This is a genomic window from Lederbergia citrisecunda, assembly GCF_018343695.1.
In the GTDB taxonomy this organism is placed as follows: domain Bacteria; phylum Bacillota; class Bacilli; order Bacillales; family Bacillaceae_C; genus Lederbergia; species Lederbergia citrisecunda.
Window position 1 is genome coordinate 167,077 of sequence record NZ_JAGYPJ010000001.1, and the last position, 17,961, is coordinate 185,037.

Consider the following 17,961-nt stretch of genomic DNA (forward strand, 5'->3'; position numbering starts at 1 on the left):
TGTTGGATATTGTTTATCTAACACTTCTTCAAAAATGATTATTTTACTAGGGGTGAGACAATGCAACAAATTCAGGCTCACAAAGATGGGGTACCTTTATACAAGAAACCAAGAAGAAAGCTGAATAGGATGAAAAGATCTGATTATTTTTGGGCGTATGCAATGATTTTCCCAACAATGGCAGGTACATTCATTTTCAATATTTGGCCAGTTTTTCAATCATTTTATTTAAGTCTTACAGAATGGGGAGGCTTTGGCCAATATTCATTTGCTGGGTTAGTCAATTATAAACGTCTTTTTCAAGATCCTAATCTTATTTCAGCTTTAAAAAATACAGCGATATATACAGTGTTATCTGTTCCGTTAGGGATTTCATTATCTATTTTGGTAGCAGTTCTTTTAAACCAGAAAATAAGGGGAGTAACTTTTTATCGGACTCTTTACTTTCTTCCAGTTGTTACAATGCCGGCAGCGGTCGCAATCGTTTGGAAATGGCTATATAATGCTGACTTCGGTTTGATTAATCATGTATTAAGTTTAATTGGGATTAAAGGCCCTGGCTGGTTAACTGACCCGGCAATAGCTCTCTATTCGTTAGTGTTAGTTTCTGTATGGGGAGCAATCGGATATAACATGGTTATCATATTGTCTGGTTTACAAGGTATTTCAAAAACATATTACGAAGCGGCTGAAATTGATGGAGCAAGCCCATTTGCACAGTTTTTTAAAATTACTCTTCCATTATTAACGCCAACACTTTTTTTTGTTTCCGTAATGTCATTGATTAATACATTTCAAGTATTTGAATTGGTATTTATGATGATTGGACCTAATAGTCCAGTTATTCGAGATACACATACTCTAGTTTACTTATTTTACGAGGAGGCCTTCATTAATAATGATAAAGGCTATGCGGCCGCCATATCTCTCTTTATTTTTGTGATCATCTTAATTTTCACGATATTACAATTTAGGATGCAAGAGAAATGGGTTCATTATGATTGAGGAGGAATATTAAATGTCCGTACATAGTATTTCAAGTGGGAAACCGAAGAAAATGACCATCCATATTATTTTGATAGTAGGGGCCATTATTATGACCACTCCATTTTTTTGGATGGTGTTAACGTCCTTAAAAACATTTGGAGAATCGACACAGGTGCCTCCTGTTATTTTTCCGAGTCATCTTGAGTGGAAAAATTTTACGGAAATATTTATTACATTGCCGTTTTTTAATTTTTATTTGAATACCGTTTTTACTACCTTTTTTAAAACTTTTGGGCAATTAGTATTTTGTTCGCTAGCTGCATATGCTTTTGCGAGAATTGATTTTCCTGCAAAAAACTTTTTGTTCATACTTCTTTTATCCATCTTAATGGTACCAAATCAAGCGTATATTATTCCGCAATATTTAATTATGGTGAAATTAGAATGGCTAAATTCCTTGAAAGCTTTAATTGTCCCAGGAATTACTAGTGCATTTGGAACATTTTTATTAAGGCAATTCTTTTTAACTATTCCTAGTGAACTTGAGGATGCAGCAAAATTGGATGGTTGTAACCATTTTCAAATTTATTGGAGAATTATGCTTCCATTAGCAAAGCCTGGATTGATTGCGCATGCTATCTTTACAATTCTTTGGTCCTGGAATGACTTAATGTGGCCACTTATTGTCAATAATTCACCGAGCAAAATGCCTCTATCCGCAGGATTAGCATCTCTACAAGGACAATATATGACAGATTTTCCTGTCTTAATGGCAGGATCACTATTGGCAACTTGGCCTATGATTCTAATGTTTATCATATTGCAAAAGCAGTTTGTTCAAGGAATTGCTTTGACAGGGACGAAAGGATAAAGTAAGTTTTTCTTAGTAGAAAACGTTTTAAGGAAGGATGTTTTGATGAAAAATCAAGAAATTTTGTTTGAAAATGCAAGAATATTTTTACTAGATAGAGTCATAGACCAAGGTTGGATACTAGTTAATGAGAATGGAACAATTGAAGAAATCGGTGAAGGGAGTCCTGAGAATTTAAACTGTGATGTAATTGTAGACGTGAAGGGGAATTGTATTATCCCAGGTTTTATCGACGTTCATATGCATGGTGGAAATGGCTATAGTTTCATGGATGGAAGTTATGAATCACTGGCAGAAATAAGTTCTTTTCATGCCAAGCACGGAACTACTTCATTTTTAGCGACAACCTCTACTGCATCAAAAGAAAATATTATCAAAGCTTTGAATTGTGCTTCTGAGTCGTATAAAAAGGGAATGCCGGGTGCTGATTTAGTTGGAGTCCATTTAGAAGGACCTTTTATTAATGAAAAAAGAAGCGGGGCTCAAGAAAAGTCTGATATTCGGCTGCCTTCTATTGAAGAAATTGACCAATTTCTTCAAGCTTCTAACAACTTAATAAAGCTTGTGACACTTGCTCCGGAAGTTGAAAATGGATTCGAAGCAGTAAAATATTTCAATGACCAAGGTGTAACAGTATCAATTGGTCACTCTGACGCAAATTTTCAAGAAGTTTTAGAATCGATTAAGTGTGGTGCAACACATACAACTCATCATTTTAACGGAATGAGCCCTTTACATCATCGTGAGCCAGGGGTTGCTGGAGCTGGAATGGCTTTAAAAGAACTTACAACAGAAATTATTGCGGATGGCATTCATGTTCACCCGGAAATGGTAAAGCTTCTTTTCGACGTAAAAGGTGTATGGAATACTTGCGCTATTACAGATGCTGTATTTTGTGCTGGGCTACCGGATGGAGAGTATGAGCGAGTATTTGTGACAAAAGGTCAAGTGTACTTGTCTGACGGATCGACCTTGGCTGGGAGTACGCTGACAATGATCCAATCACTTAAAAATGTTATTTCTTTCACAGGATATTCACTGTTTGATGTTCTACCTTCCTATACGCTGGTACCAGCGAGACAAGCGAAGATAGATCACTTGAAGGGATCAATTGAAAAAGGGAAGGATGCAGACTTTTTAATCGTTGATGATGAAATATCCATTTTATCTACTTACGTAAAAGGGATTGAGGTTTATCGGCAATCATAGAAAACATCATTTTATGAATGGAAAGGATGATTTAGATGATACAAGCTGCCCTCATAGGTGCTGGAGCTAGAGGAATGCATGCATATGCAAGTTATGCATTGAAAAATCCCCAAGAAATTAAATTTATCGCTGTGGCAGAAGAAAATCGTGAGAGAAGAGAGAAGTTCGCAAAAGACCACAGTATTCCAATTGAAATGCAATTTTCAAGTTGGGAACAACTTCTAGATAACCCGAGATTATGTGAAGCTTTATTGATCTGCACTCAAGATCGTATGCATTATGAGCCAACTATGAAAGCAATCAGACAAGGGTATAAAATTTTACTAGAAAAGCCAATGTCTCCCATACCAAAAGAGTCACTAGAAATGGCTGAAGAAGCTGAAAAATATGGAAGTCTCTTATCTGTTTGTCACGGAATGAGATATTCTACCTATTATCGAGCGCTAAAGCGTATTCTTGAAGAAGAAACGATTGGAAAAGTGACAGCTATACAATGGAATGAAAATGTTGGTGTCTTGCATCATTCCCATAGTTTTGTTCGTGGAAACTGGCGCAACTCAAAGGAATCAAGTCCAATGATTTTACAAAAAAGCTGTCATGATATGGATATGTTACAGTGGCTAGTAAACGCTGATTGTGTGAAGGTGTCTTCTTTTGGAAGCCTTTCCTATTTCAAAGAAGAAAATGCTCCTAAAGGTTCCACTGCTCGATGTACAGACGGTTGTCAAGTGGAAAGAGATTGCCCGTTCTCGGCTATCAAAATGTATTTGAATGAAAAAGATGAATGGCCAGCAAATGTCGTTACTCTTGAACCGAAATATGAAAAAAGATTAAAGGCTTTGCAAGAAGGACCATATGGAAGATGTGTATATCGCTGCGATAATGATGTAGTGGATCATCAAGTTGTTAATCTATTATTTGATAACGAAGTGACTGTTGCCTTTACCATGTCGGCATTTACAAATGAGATAAGTAGAACATTTAAAATTATGGGTACGAAGGGCGAAATCCGCGGTAATCATTATATTAATGAAATAGAAATTAAATATTTTTCTGGAAGAGTAGAAAAAGTCTACCCAGAAAAAGTGGAAGGTGGTCATGATGGAGCGGATACGCTAATCATGGAAGACTTCATCAAACAAGTTAGGAGTAATGAAAATAAGAGCCATAGTTCTGGAATCGTTTCAGCTAAAAGCCACTTAATTGCATTTGCAGCTGAGGAATCAAGGGTTACAGGAAAAACGATTGATATGAACGAATACGTTACTCAATTAAGAAAAAGCAGCACGGTAGTTTGAGATAAAATAGCGATGTCATCTCGCTAATATAGCAGGAAGTTTGATAGATAATTTGCATCCAGAATCTTTATTGCTATCCAACCAATTAAATAATAATGGTAGGAGGAAATTTAGTATGCGAAATTATCTTAACCGAAAAGTAAGGGGTGTCCTACTACTAATGCTAGCTTTGTCTCTTACTTTTTCTGGAGGATGGTCAAATATTCAACAAGAAGGATCCGATCATTTTTTTGAAGGAAAGCCAGATCAGTGGGATACAGTTCCTCATGCTCAAACTTCGGCTACGCAGCAGTTAGAAATTATGAAAGCCGTTCAGCAGGATGGAAAATTATACGCAATGGTAAAAGGTCCCGGTCTTGAATCAGGTGGAACGTGGTATATAGATATAGATGGCAATGATAAATCGGGATTAGCTATCCCTTACTGGACCAATAGTAAAGGTATTGATGTGAAAGTTGAAGAAGGCACTATTTGGGCTGTAAAGGACGGACGATGGGAAACGATTGGAGAATCGAGGGAAGTCTATAACAGCTCAGTCAGGGAATTAGAATTGGATTTATCTAAAGTTGAAAATTATAAAAATGTAAATCTACGGATCGCGTTTGCTCAGCTAGGTAGTCAATATTTACCATCCCCTGGTCGTCAGATGTTAGTAGTCCCGCCACAGACTGATAATGCCTTTGGACCTGACGTGAATATTACTGTGGATGCAGAAATGGATGACTGGGAAGGAATAGAGCCGGTTGCTATATCAGCCGATGGAAAAACAATGCTATATGCTGCAATGGATCATGAAAATCTTTTTCTAATTGCAAAAGGTAGAATGGCAGAATTTAATGATATTTTTATTGATACCGATCGAAGCTCAGATACAGGATATACAGGTGCAGGGTGGCTTGAATTTGGCGGAGATTGGTTAGTAGAGAATGGTGGACTCTATAAAAGCACCGGTGCTGGTTGGAATTGGGGGCCCATTGACGGTGTGGATATAAAATATGCAGAAAAAGCTGAAGGGGAAGTAAAAACAATAGAATACAGTATCCCGCTTGAAGCTTTAGAAATTCCACGTCCAAGGCCGATTTCACTTGGCTTAACATCCAATGACATAAGAGTCCCAGATTCCAGTCAAAAGGCACCTACCATTAACCCACCTTTACCAAAAATGAACGTTGACGGTGATGCCGAAAAGTGGGAAAGCTTTCCTTTAACAGCAAATGGTGAAGGCGACGTTATTTCAATGAAGGCGTTTGCCAGGAATAAAAAAGTCTCAATATTAGCTCTTGCTTCTAACTTCAATAAGGAAACAAATATATTTATCGATAGTGATAATAATTTTGAAACTGGTTATCAAGGCTGGGAATTTAAGCGGACTGGCGCTGATTATTTAATTCAAAATGGAAGATTATACGAAAGTACTGGATCAGGATGGGCATGGAAAGAAATTGGACCTGTTCCATGGATTGTCGCTGATTCTAATACAAAAGGTGTAAAAATATTAGAAACTGAGGCTGATCTTTCATCTTTTTCAAATGCTAACGACACAATGAGAGTAGCTATAGGTGTCGGGGGTGATTATGCTCCGGCTGTGTCAAGTGAAGGTGAGTATGCGCTTGCGACGGGTCCTTCTGGTGGAAAGATTATTTTAGATGGTTATGATAGCGATTGGGTCAATATAGACACTGCGATTAAAGGAAAAGGTGATAATATTACGGTTCGCGCTACCCAAGATAATGAAAAAGTCTATTTACTTGTGGAAGGCGATAATATTAATAATCAAAACACCTTCTTTTTGGATATTGATGATAAATCAAAAACAGGAGATCCTGCAACCGCGTGGAAGTCGTTTGGTCCTGACGCCATGATAAAGTATAACCAATTATATCTTTATGATAATAGTATGAAGAAATGGATCCTTAAAGGTCCTGTCGGTACCGAAATTACTTCCGAATATGCCTTATATTACTTTTATCAAGATCAAATTGGAAGAAAAAAAGCTGCTCCTTTTAACATCAGCTATATTGGAAAAGAAGCCTATCATCTTCCAGCTTCGGGTGAAAGAGCATTACATGTCACTGAAAAAATTCAGGTTAAAGAAAAGCAAAATACGTATGAACCAGTTGAGAGATTTGATGTTCTTAACAATCCATATATGGGTTGGGTAGGTTGGGCAATTTCTAACAAACCATCCGGACAACCACATTCTCTCGTTTATGCCAACATTACATGGAGAGATCTTGAACCGGAAAAAGGAACTTTCAATTGGGAAGCAATTGAAAAGCGTTTTCAATTTAATAAGTGGGAAAAAGAAGGAGTGAAAATCAATCTCCGTTTTGTTCTGGATGATCCAGGAAACGATCCCGATATGGATATTCCAAATTGGCTTTATCAAGAATTGATAATGGTCGAAGGGAAAGATGGCGCAGGTAAGTGGTATAATACACCATCCTCAGTAGTAGGTTCAGGATTTGCTCCTAATTATAATAGTACGATGTTGATTGCTGAGCACGAGAGAGTTATTAAAGCACTTGCTAATCGTTATAATAATGATCCTAGAATTGCTTTTGTACAAATTGGAAGTCTTGGACACTGGGGAGAATTCCATAATTGGCCGGAAGAGGTATCTGGTAAATTCCCTAATATATCTGTTTCAGACCAATATGTAAGACACTATATAGATAGTTTTACTAACAAAATGATTGGAATGCGAAAGCCTTATCCGATTGCCGCAGAAAATAATCTAGGATTGTTCAATGATGTCTTTGGAAGTAAAGGAGCTACTGAAACATGGATTGATTGGACTATAAACGGATGGAACGAAATTGGTCCATATGTAGATAATGGCCAAACTCCTGCTGAGGCACAAGCTGCATCAAGAATGCCAGACTTTTGGAAAAAGGCATTCTCAGGAGGAGAATTTCATAGTGGGAATGCACTGTTATCATTATCTAACGATACAATCATGGAAACCTTGAAACAAGCTAGGGAAAGCCATTCTTCATGGATGGGACCTGCATCCCCTGTACTATATATTACTGGTAAGGATGTTACTGAAAGCGAACAAGCGAATATTAATTTATTGCACAACACTATGGGGTATAGATATGTATTAGAGTCAATTGATTTTAGTAAAAAGTCCAAAGTAGGAGATAAACTGAACCTATCAATGACATGGAACAATAAGGGAGTTGCGCCATTCTATTTTAAATGGCCACTTGCTTTTGCACTTGCTGATAACAAAGGTAATCTTATCGAAGAAAGCATTCAAACAATTGATTCTACTGATATTCGCGAATGGCTTCCGGGACGCTTTCAGGAGGATGTTAATTTCCCTATTACAAACAAACTTAAGCCAGGTCGTTATACATTACTTGTTGCCATTTTGGATGATGAAACCAAGCTTCCTGGTATTAAGCTTGCCATTGAAGGTGAACGTAAAGATGGATGGACAGAACTGGAAGCTTTAACAGTTTCTAAATAAATTTCTAAAATGCGAGTAGGAAGGTTTGCTTCCTACTCGTTTATTGATATTTTAAATGATATTATTTAAACATATTTTTCATAAAAAAGTAGGTTGATACTATGATCATAACTGTTACTCTAAACCCAGCAATTGATATTTCCTATCGTGTAAATAACTTTAATATCAATAAAGGTCATCGTGTTGAAAATGGCCTTAAGACAGCTGGGGGAAAAGGTTTAAATGTATCCCGTGTGCTAAAGCAACTTGGTGAGCAGTCGCTATGCCTTGGATTTCTTGGGGGACAAAACGGAAAATGGATTAAGAAAAGATTAGAGATGGATGGGATGGAGCAGTCGTTTACTACAATTACAGAGGAAACTAGAACGTGTTTAGCGATTATCGATGAAGATCATTCCACGCAGACAGAATTGTTGGAAAAAGGACCTAATGTGTCGGAAGAGGAAAAGGAAAGGTTTCTCGAAACCTTTAATCAACAGCTGAAGAAGGCAAAACTTATCATTGCTTCAGGTAGTTTACCTTTAGGCTTAGAGCCATCTTTTTATAAGGAAATTTGTAAATTAGTAAAAGAAGAAAATATTCCCTTCTTTCTAGATACAAGTGGTGAATCCTTAAAGCTTGGTATTGAAGGAAGTCCTTTTTTAATTAAACCGAATCAAGAGGAATTGTCTCAATTTGCCGGAAAGGAATTAATGAAAATTGAGGAAATGGTAGAAGTGGCAGTAAAAATTTGCAATCAAGGAGTACAAAATGTTCTTCTATCTTTAGGAGAAAATGGGGCAATGCTTGTTAGAAAAGATACTATTTTAAAAGCAGATATTCCGACTATACCCGTCGTTAATCCTGTAGGATCTGGAGATAGTATGATAGCAGGGATGGCATACTCTATTAATAATGGTTTCGACCTTAAAGAAAGCCTAAGAATGGCTTGTGCTTGCGGAATGGCGAATGCGATGGAAGCAAAAACTGGATTTGTTCAACCTGAAATAATAAAGCAATTATTGTCAGAGATTAATATAACAACACTATAAATGATAGTAGCACTCGATGAAAAATTGACAGTTTAAACTAATTTAGTTAATGTTATCAGTAACAATTAACTGAATTTTTAATAAAGGGTGGATAAAATGAAAATCGATGCACATCAACATTATTGGAAGCTTGAAAATCAACATACCGATTGGCCAACTTCTGATTTAGCTGCGATTTATCGCAATTTCCTTCCCGAGGATCTCGAGACACATTTAATGCAACATCAAGTTGATAAAACTATCGTGGTCCAAGCATCTCCTGATTTAAGAGAGAATGAATTTTTACTAGAATTGGTAGAGCATCATGATTCTATTGGAGGGGTTGTGGGTTGGATTGACATGTCATCTGAACAATTTCCTGAGCATTTTTCTAAATTAAAAAGTCATCCAAAATTTGTAGGTATTCGGCCGATGCTTCAAAGCATAGAGGATGATCGCTGGATTGTAAGACCTGACGTAAAGAAGAATATTCATCTATTAATTGCGAACGATTTTCCAATTGATATATTAATCTTTCCTAAACATCTTCCTGTTATTTTAGAGTTATTGGAAGAATTTCCAACACTAAGAGCAGCTATTGATCATTGTGCCAAACCTAATATAAAGGAACAGCAATGGGATAAATGGGCAGAGGAAATAAAGAAGATAGCGAAGTTTGAAACGGTAATGTGTAAAATATCGGGCCTCGTAACTGAAGCTGATCATCAATCATGGGTATTGGATGACTTTAAACCTTACATACAGCATGTCTTTAATTGCTTTGGCTCAAATCGAATCATGTTTGGGAGTGATTGGCCGGTATGTCTTCTAGCTGCTTCTTATGATGAAATCATGGAAGTGGTAGTTGAAAATTTGGCTAAAGGATTGTCATCCGCAGAAAAAGAATGTTTATTTGGTGAAAATGCAAAGAAGTTTTATAAATTGCAATAAAGTAACGAGGCTACCTCAAATATAGGAGGAGCCTCGTTTTTTAATCTAACAATTGGATAGAAGATTTTCTAACATGGATTTCTGCAGGTAGTACAATTTTTCTAGGCATTTTTGGGGCCGTATTTTCAATTCGTTCAATTAGCATTTGCATCCCTAAATATCCGAAATTATAAGAAGGTTGTTCTGCAGCCGTTATAAAAGGCTCACTTCCGGTATAATTTGGTACCCCATCGTAACAAACAACCGCTACATCTTCGGGAACATTCTTCTTATTTTCCTTTAAAAATTTTACTGCATCAATTCCAATAAAGTTACTTGTTGCAAAAATTGCGGTTGGACGTTCCGTTTCAGGTAATTCCATCATCTTTTTGATAGCTTCAGAAACATCATTATCTTGGAGAAAATTACTTTGATGGATTAAGTTTTCGTTCACTTCTAATCCATGTAATTTCAGTGTATCGCAATATGCTTGTTGGCGTTCTCGTGCAGTTGCCACATCCAATGGAGCATTGATAATCGCGATTTTTTTATGTCCTTGATTTATGAGATGTTCTATCAGTCTACGGGTAGTTGTCTCATTGTCACTTAACACTTGGTCACAATCCAAATCTTTGATGTGACGGTCTATTAATACGAAAGGAATATTGAACTTTGTCAGTTTTCGAATGTTCTTTTTCGAGGAATCATTGGCTGGGGCAATTAACACACCATCAGTTCCAGTAGAAATAAGCATATCAATATATTTCGATTCCTTTTCTATATTCTCGTCACTGTTACAAAGCATTAACTGATATCCCATTTGCATAGCCTTATCTTCTGCACCTCGAGCAACACTCGTGAAAAAAGGATTAGAAATATCAGTTATCATCAAGGATAGTATTTTTGTTTTTTTGGAAATAAGACTTCTAGCAGAACTATTTGGAATATAACCAAGTTCATTAATAATAGCTTCAACTTTTTCTTTTGTTTTCTGACTAATGGATCCCGAGTTATTAATGACTCGGGATACGGTCATTGCCGAGACATTAGCTTTTTTTGCTATATCGTAAATGGTTACCAACGGATTCATCCTTTCACTTTTTTAGAAATGTAGTGTTTGTTATTAAATGTTATTGGTATCGGTGATGAAGGATATATGAACATTATAGCCTATAAAGAATGAAAATAATGAAAAATAAAGTGTTTCATAAGAGAGATATTAGTAATAGTGTTATTTGAGTCTACATAAACTTCAGATTGACAGTAATATTTGATAGTGTTATGTTAAGATTATCGGTAACCATAAGTAACAAATAATCAATTGTAAACGTTTTCTATTAACAATAATTTATAAGGGTGGTTGAGGTTGTTGGATAGAACTGAACGTACTGAATGGTTTTTAAACGACAGGTTTGGAATGTTTATTCATTGGGGGCTATATGCAATACCTGCAAGAGGGGAATGGGTTAGAAGTCACGAGAAGATAAGTATTGATGAATACCAGGAATTTTTCGAGGAATTCAATCCAGCTGATTATGATCCAAAGGAATGGGCAAAGATTGCGAAGGCCGCTGGCCAAAAGTATGTAGTTCTTACTACAAAACACCATGATGGTTTCTGTTTATTTGATAGCAAACTAACAGATTACAAGGCTACTAATACTCCTGCTAAAAGAGATTTGATTAAAGAATATGTAGAGGCATTCCGTGCAGAAGGTTTAAAAGTAGGTTTCTATTATTCAATTATAGACTGGCATCATGAGCATTATCCCGCTTTTGGTGACCGCATTCATCCGATGAGAGATAATGAAGAATTTAGAGATAAACCTATTGATTTTGATGTTTATGTAGAATATATGCATGGACAAGTAAAAGAACTTCTTACTAACTATGGAAAAATTGATATTATGTGGTTTGATTTTTCTTACGATGATATGACTGGGGAAAAGTGGAAGGCGACGGAATTAATCAACATGATCCGTGGTATTCAACCTGATATCATCATTGATAATAGATTAGGTGGAAATATTAAATCGAGCAATCCTGAAGTTTATGCAGGGGACTTCTACTCACCTGAACAAATTGTTCCTCCAGGAGGAATTTTAGATGAAGATGGTAACCAAATTCCTTGGGAAGCTTGTATTACATTGAATGACAATTGGGGTTACCATGCAAAAGATAAAAACTATAAATCACCGAAGCAAGCGATTAGAACGTTAGTAGAATGTGTTAGTAAAAATGGGAATCTGCTATTAAATGTTGGTCCTGATGCGAAGGGTTTAATACCAGATCGATCTATAGAGATATTAGAAGAAGTCGGTAAATGGATGAAACGAAATGGAGAGAGTATATACGGTTGCACAGCTTCAAGATTGCCAAAACCAGAATGGGGTCGTTATACACAAAAAGGCAATAAGCTTTATGCACATGTTTTTGATCGAGGTATTGGGCCGATTTATTTTGCAGGACTGAAAGGTAAAATTAAAAAAGCTAGATTATTAGCGGATGGCTCTGAGTTACATGTTCAAACCCCTTGGATGGCTGAGCAATACTCAGATATAGAAAGTGGTGCTTTTATAAATTTGGAGGGAGCGCAACTTCCTGATGAAATGGACACAGTGATTGAATTGGAACTTTTTGAAAGCTAAATTTTTTATTAAGTAAGGGTGGTCTAAGTGAAAATTGGTTTAAGTACATACAGTTTATTAAATGCACTAAACACGGGAGAAATGGATGTTCTTGATGTTGTTCAATGGATAGCAGACAACGGTGGAGAACATATGGAAATTGTTCCATACGGATTTACACTTGTTGACAATTTGGAGCTTGCTGATGCTGTAAGGGATAAAGCAGCTTCTGTAGGTATTGAATTATCTAACTATTCCTTACCTGCAAACTTTGTTCAAGAAACAAAAGAAGAATTTAACGCGGAAGTAGAGCGGTTAAAAACTCATGTTGATTTAATCCATCGAATGGGCATTAAACATATGCGTCACGATGTAACGTCATTCACACTTCCACCTGAAAAAATTACGATTGAGTGGTTTGAAAAAAGTTTGCCTTTAATCGTAGAAGGAAGTAGACAAATTGCGGATTATGCCGCTCAATTTGGTATTACGACAACTATTGAAAACCATGGTCAATGTGTACAGGCTAGTGATCGTGTACAACGTGTATTGTTTGCTGTTGACAGATCAAATTTTAAAACAACTCTAGATGTTGGTAATTTTTTATGTGTGGATGAAGATCCAATTGTTGGCGTTAAGAAAAACCTACCATTTGCATCGCTTGTTCATTTTAAGGATTTTTATATTCGCCCATATTACGAAGATCCTGGTGACGGTGACTGGTTCAAATCAGCGAATGGTAATTTCTTAAGAGGTTCAATTGTAGGGCAAGGTGATATTAAGATTCGAGAAATCGTTAAGCTTGTTAAAAAATCTGGCTATGATGGCTATATTACAGTTGAATTCGAAGGAATGGAAGATTGTAAAGTCGGATCGAAAATTGGAATGGATAATCTAAGAAGATTTTGGAATGAAGTTCATGAATAAGCAGTAGACTAAACATACAGCATTAACATAGAAAGTTCTGTGTTAATGCTATTTTAATATATAAGTTATTTCCATAGAAAATTAAGAGAAAGCTCAAGTATGTATTGATTAAGAATTTCACCTTTGTTAATATTTTGTTACCGATAACAAAAATTGATAAATAATTTAATAGAAAGGAGATTCCATAATGTCCCAACAAACGTACCAAGAAGGATTAACGTCAATTATTATGGATCCTAAGGATAATGTTGCAACCGTTCTCAAAGACTTTAAAGAGGGAGAGCTTTTGACGTATACGAAAGAAGGAACTACTTACGAGATAACGTTGAAACAGGATATTAAATTTGGTCATAAAGTAGCGATTTCCAATATTCAACCTCATGCAGAAGTGGTTAAATACGGAGAAGTAATTGGAGCTGCTACTTGCGAAATTCAAATTGGGGAGCATGTCCATGTACATAATATCGAAGGAATAAGAGGTCGAGGAGATAAAAAAGAAGGAGGGAAAGAACATGCAAACGTTTAAAGGATATCGAAGAGAAAATGGCAAGTTTGGAATAAGAAATCATTTACTAATTCTTCCAACTGTCGTATGTGCGAACCAAGTTTGTTCGAGAATTCAACAGCAAGTTCCTAATTCAGTTGCTATCCCTCATCAACACGGATGCAGCCAAGTGGGTTATGATAAAGAAAGAACGCATAAAGTATTAGTAGGCATGGGGAAGAACCCGAATGTGGGTGCGGTATTAATTGTTAGCCTTGGGTGTGAAGTCATCAATGCCGAAGAGGTAAAAGCGGACATCGAAACTACAGGTAAGCCAGTCATCTGGATTGATATTCAAACTGAAGGCGGTTCCATTAAAACGATTCAAAAAGGAATTGAGGAAGCGCGTAAACTTATGAAATTGATTGAAGATATTCCTGTTGAAGATGTACCCGTTTCAGAACTTATTGTTGGAGTGAAGTGCGGAGGTTCTGATTTTACTTCTGGCTTATGCAGCAACCCTGCTCTTGGAAAAGCGGCTGATCTGATTTTAAAAAACGGTGGAACTATTGTTATGGGTGAGACTACGGAGATTATTGGTGCTGAACATCTTGTTGCCGCCAAAGCTGTGAATGAACAAGTGAAGGAAAAACTATATAACTGCATTAAACAATTTGAAGACGAAATTGAGCGTATGGGTGTTGATATGCGCGGTGGAAATCCTAGTCCTGGAAATATTGAAGGCGGTTTATCTTCTATTGAGGAAAAATCTCTTGGATGTATTAGCAAAGCGGGGACTGCTCAATTGGAGGGAGTGGTTGATTTTGCAGATGAAATTCCAGGCAAAGGTTATTATTTCATGGATTCACCAGGAAATGATATTGAATGTGTAACAGGGATGGCTGCAGCTGGAGTTCACGTCGTGTGCTTTACAACTGGTAGAGGAACGCCTACAGGAAATCCAATTATCCCTGTCATTAAAATTACAGGTAATAAACTTACTGCAAAACGAATGGCAGATAATATAGATGTGGATACGAGCGCTGTTTTGCTAGGTAAAGAAACGTTAGATGAGTCAGGTGAAAAAATCCATCAATTTATTATGGATGTAGCAAATGGAGAGCAGACGAAAGCTGAGATTTTAGGTCATACTGAATTCAGCATTAGCAGAATTGGAATTAGTTTATAATTACGAGATTTGAAGAGGAGGAAGAATATGAAAAGGCTAGAAAATCGTGTAGCACTCGTTACTGGTGGTAGTCAGGGGATAGGAGCTGCTATTGTAGAAAGATTAGCAGAAGAAGGAGCTAACGTAGCGATTAATTACTATTCTTCCGCTGACATAGAAAATGCGCAAGCCTTAATGGCTAAGTTACAGGAAAAATATAACAAAAAATATATGCTTGTAAAAGCTGATGTTGGAATTAAAGTAGAAGTGGAAGAAATGATCAGCCAAGTAGAGAATACACTTGGAAGTGTGGAAATTCTGGTAAATAATGCTGGAATCGCACCGTTTGAATCATTCTTAACCCTTTCTGAAGAAATATGGGACGCGACTTATCAAACGAATGTAAAATCTATCTTTCTCACTTCTCAACGTACAGCAAAAAATATGATTAAAAACCGCTATGGAAAAATCATTAATATCGCATCAACTGCTAGTCTTTTAGTTACAAGTCCTGTTGTTCCTCACTATATTTCATCAAAAGCAGCAGCTAACCAATTGACGAAGGCGTTAGCGATTGAACTCGGGAAATATAATATTAACGTAAATGCAGTTGGTCCAAGTACGATTGATACAGAAATGTGCCGTGATTATTTAAAAGATCCAGAGATTCGCAACAATGAAATCCAAGCAAATCCAATGAAACGTTTAGGAACGGAGAAGCAAATTGGGGATGCGGTTGTCTTTTTAGCTTCAGATGAAGCTATGCAAATTAATGGCCACTTACTAATGGTGGATGGGGGGCTTACAGTAAAAGCTGCCCAACCGGAGGACCATATAGAAAGGGAGTTAACGCTATGAGATTAGAAGGAAAAGTAGCGATTATAACTGGATCTGGAAGTGGAATTGGCAGGGCTACGGCACTCCGTTTTGCACAAGAAGGCGCCCATGTCATTGTCAATGATATTGTAAGCGAAAATGGAGAAGAGACTGTTAAGCTTATTAAAGATAATGGGGGAAGTGCAACGTTTTTTCATGCGGACGTAACGAACCCTGAATCGGTTAAAGCATTGACCGAATATGTACTAAGTGAATATAAGCAAGTTGATATTTTATTTAATAATGTAGGAATCAGTAATGTTGGTAGAGTAGATGAAGTCGAGCCTGACGTATGGGATAAGGTGATGAGTGTCAATGTAAAAGGCGTATATTTACCATCTAAGTATATTGTTCCACATATGATGGAAAGAAAAAGTGGATGCATTATTAATATGTCCTCCTGCGCTGCAGAAATGGGACTTGCAAAACGAGCATTATACTCCGCCACGAAAGGCGCAATCTTAGCACTTACAAAAGCAATGCAAGTAGATTATGCACCCTACAATATACGTGTAAATGCGTTGCTTCCAGGTACGATTTATACTCCTTTTGTTGAAAATTATTTAAAAACGGCCTATAGCAATCCTGAAGAAGCGATTAATGGAATAAAAGCTAGGCAATTAAGTGGAGAGCTTGGTAAGCCGGAAGATGTCGCAAATGCTGCATTATTTTTAGCATCAGATGAATCCAAGTTCATGATGGGTTCTCCGCTCTATATTGATGGCGGCGTTACGTTCGGGAAAAATGCATAGAACAGGAGAAGAGCAAATTATGAAACTATTAACATTTGAAGAACAAGGTTTACATAAATTAGGGGTTAAAACGGAGGAAGGAATTATTGATATATCAGCTTCAGTAAAGTCCGGGGCGAATTTTGACATTGAAACAGATATTATGGATGTAATTTCAGGCAATCAAGAAGCAGTGTCAAAACTACAAGATTTTATTGATCATGTGATTTCTGAAAAGAAAGCAGTATTTATTAACGAAGAAGATATTACGTGGGGACCATGTGTAACGAAGCCACATAAAATCATTTGCGTAGGGCTAAATTACCGTAAACACGCTGATGAAACGAATGCTCCGTATCCAGAAGTGCCGATCCTATTTAATAAGTTTGATAATACATTAACAGGCCATAAAAGTGAGATTCCGGTACCAAAAGTAACAGAAAAACTAGATTACGAAGTAGAACTTGGGATCGTCATTGGAAAAAAAGCTAAATATGTATCTAAAGAAGAAGCTCTTGATTATGTTTTCGGCTATTGTCCAGTCAATGATTTATCAGCTCGTGATTTACAATTAAGAACTCCACAATGGTTGTTAGGAAAAACTTGTGACAAATTTAGTCCAGTAGGGCCTTTACTAGTTACTGCTGATGAAGTAGGAAATCCAAATGACTTAACTCTGAAAACATACGTTAATGGAGAGTTACGACAAGATTCAAATACAAACGATATGATCTTCAACTGTGCTGAAATCGTCAGCTATATTTCTCAATATATGACATTGGAGCCGGGAGATATAATATTAACTGGGACGCCCGAAGGGGTTGTTCTTGGACTTCCGGAAGACCAGCAAGTCTATTTGCAACCAGGTGATGTAGTAACAGTCGAAATAGAAAAATTAGGTGCGTTAACAAATTACTTTGTAGAGGAAAAATAAGAAATGTTAAAAGGAATTCCTCCAATAATTTCACCAGATTTAATGAAAATACTTATGGAAATGGGACATGGAGATGAAATCGTACTGGCAGATGGGAATTTTCCAGCTGCCAGCCACGCCCAGCGCTTAGTACGTTGTGATGGACACGGGATATCGGAATTATTAGCCGCCATTCTAAAATTTCTACCAATTGATACATACGTTGAACATCCAATTGGAGTGATGGCTGTCGTTCCTGGTGACCCTGTCCAACCAACCATTTGGAAAGAGTACGAAGCCATTATTCAAGATAATGGCGAGACATGTCCGATTGATTATATTGAGAGATTTGAATTTTATGAGCGAGCGAAGAAAGCATATGCGGTAGTCGCAACAAGTGAAAAAGCTCTTTACGCCAATATTATTTTGAAAAAAGGCGTCATATAAATTTCT

General features: G+C 36.8%; 16 protein-coding genes. 15 read left to right on the forward strand and 1 reads right to left on the reverse strand.

The window, feature by feature from the left end:
• Positions 1–60: 60 nt before the first annotated feature.
• The 7 genes from KHA93_RS00795 (at position 61) to KHA93_RS00825 (ending at position 9,804) form a co-directional block, all read left to right on the forward strand.
• Entirely contained in the window at positions 61–1,005 is a 945-nt protein-coding gene (locus KHA93_RS00795) for a carbohydrate ABC transporter permease (RefSeq protein ID WP_213108977.1), read from the forward strand.
• A gap of 13 nt (positions 1,006–1,018) precedes the next feature.
• Entirely contained in the window at positions 1,019–1,858 is an 840-nt protein-coding gene (locus tag KHA93_RS00800; RefSeq protein ID WP_213108978.1) for a carbohydrate ABC transporter permease, read from the forward strand.
• Between the two features lie 45 nt (positions 1,859–1,903).
• Positions 1,904–3,067 carry an N-acetylglucosamine-6-phosphate deacetylase gene (nagA, locus tag KHA93_RS00805; protein WP_213108979.1) on the forward strand — a complete coding sequence of 388 codons (1,164 nt, stop codon included), beginning with the start codon at positions 1,904–1,906 and terminating at the stop codon, positions 3,065–3,067.
• 35 nt (positions 3,068–3,102) lie between these two features.
• Entirely contained in the window at positions 3,103–4,365 is a 1,263-nt protein-coding gene (locus KHA93_RS00810) for a Gfo/Idh/MocA family protein (RefSeq protein ID WP_213108980.1), read from the forward strand.
• A 115-nt stretch (positions 4,366–4,480) separates the two neighbouring features.
• Positions 4,481–7,843, forward strand: a complete 3,363-nt coding sequence (locus KHA93_RS00815) for a DUF4832 domain-containing protein (protein WP_213108981.1) — start codon at positions 4,481–4,483, stop codon at positions 7,841–7,843.
• Between the two features lie 101 nt (positions 7,844–7,944).
• Positions 7,945–8,874 (forward strand): 1-phosphofructokinase, encoded by a 930-nt coding sequence (gene pfkB / locus KHA93_RS00820; protein ID WP_213108982.1) that lies wholly within the window; start codon positions 7,945–7,947, stop codon positions 8,872–8,874.
• 96 nt (positions 8,875–8,970) lie between these two features.
• Complete coding sequence (locus KHA93_RS00825; protein ID WP_213108983.1) at positions 8,971–9,804, forward strand: amidohydrolase family protein; 834 nt, start codon at positions 8,971–8,973, stop codon at positions 9,802–9,804.
• A gap of 40 nt (positions 9,805–9,844) precedes the next feature.
• Here KHA93_RS00825 and KHA93_RS00830 read toward each other — a convergent pair whose 3' ends face one another.
• Positions 9,845–10,864, reverse strand: coding sequence for a LacI family DNA-binding transcriptional regulator (locus KHA93_RS00830; protein WP_213108984.1), 1,020 nt, complete (start codon positions 10,862–10,864; stop codon positions 9,845–9,847).
• Positions 10,865–11,149: 285 nt separating this feature from the next.
• Here KHA93_RS00830 and KHA93_RS00835 point away from each other — a divergent pair, with 285 nt between their 5' ends.
• The 8 genes from KHA93_RS00835 (at position 11,150) to fucU (ending at position 17,955) form a co-directional block, all read left to right on the forward strand.
• On the forward strand, positions 11,150–12,430 hold the full coding sequence (locus tag KHA93_RS00835; protein WP_213108985.1) for an alpha-L-fucosidase: 1,281 nt from the start codon (positions 11,150–11,152) through the stop codon (positions 12,428–12,430).
• Between the two features lie 27 nt (positions 12,431–12,457).
• Positions 12,458–13,336 (forward strand): sugar phosphate isomerase/epimerase family protein, encoded by an 879-nt coding sequence (locus tag KHA93_RS00840; protein ID WP_213108986.1) that lies wholly within the window; start codon positions 12,458–12,460, stop codon positions 13,334–13,336.
• Between the two features lie 187 nt (positions 13,337–13,523).
• Positions 13,524–13,862, forward strand: a complete 339-nt coding sequence (locus KHA93_RS00845) for a UxaA family hydrolase (RefSeq protein WP_213108987.1) — start codon at positions 13,524–13,526, stop codon at positions 13,860–13,862.
• On the forward strand, positions 13,849–15,009 hold the full coding sequence (locus KHA93_RS00850; protein ID WP_213108988.1) for a UxaA family hydrolase: 1,161 nt from the start codon (positions 13,849–13,851) through the stop codon (positions 15,007–15,009). The genes KHA93_RS00845 and KHA93_RS00850 overlap by 14 nt, the downstream gene beginning before the upstream one ends.
• 27 nt (positions 15,010–15,036) lie before the next feature.
• Complete coding sequence (locus tag KHA93_RS00855) at positions 15,037–15,846, forward strand: SDR family NAD(P)-dependent oxidoreductase (protein WP_213108989.1); 810 nt, start codon at positions 15,037–15,039, stop codon at positions 15,844–15,846.
• Positions 15,843–16,616: an SDR family NAD(P)-dependent oxidoreductase gene (locus tag KHA93_RS00860; RefSeq protein WP_213108990.1), complete on the forward strand. Its 774-nt coding sequence runs from the start codon at positions 15,843–15,845 to the stop codon at positions 16,614–16,616. The genes KHA93_RS00855 and KHA93_RS00860 overlap by 4 nt, the downstream gene beginning before the upstream one ends.
• Positions 16,617–16,635: 19 nt before the next feature.
• Positions 16,636–17,529 (forward strand): fumarylacetoacetate hydrolase family protein, encoded by an 894-nt coding sequence (locus KHA93_RS00865; RefSeq protein ID WP_213108991.1) that lies wholly within the window; start codon positions 16,636–16,638, stop codon positions 17,527–17,529.
• A 3-nt stretch (positions 17,530–17,532) separates the two neighbouring features.
• On the forward strand, positions 17,533–17,955 hold the full coding sequence (gene fucU, locus KHA93_RS00870; RefSeq protein WP_213108992.1) for an L-fucose mutarotase: 423 nt from the start codon (positions 17,533–17,535) through the stop codon (positions 17,953–17,955).
• Positions 17,956–17,961: the final 6 nt, after the last annotated feature.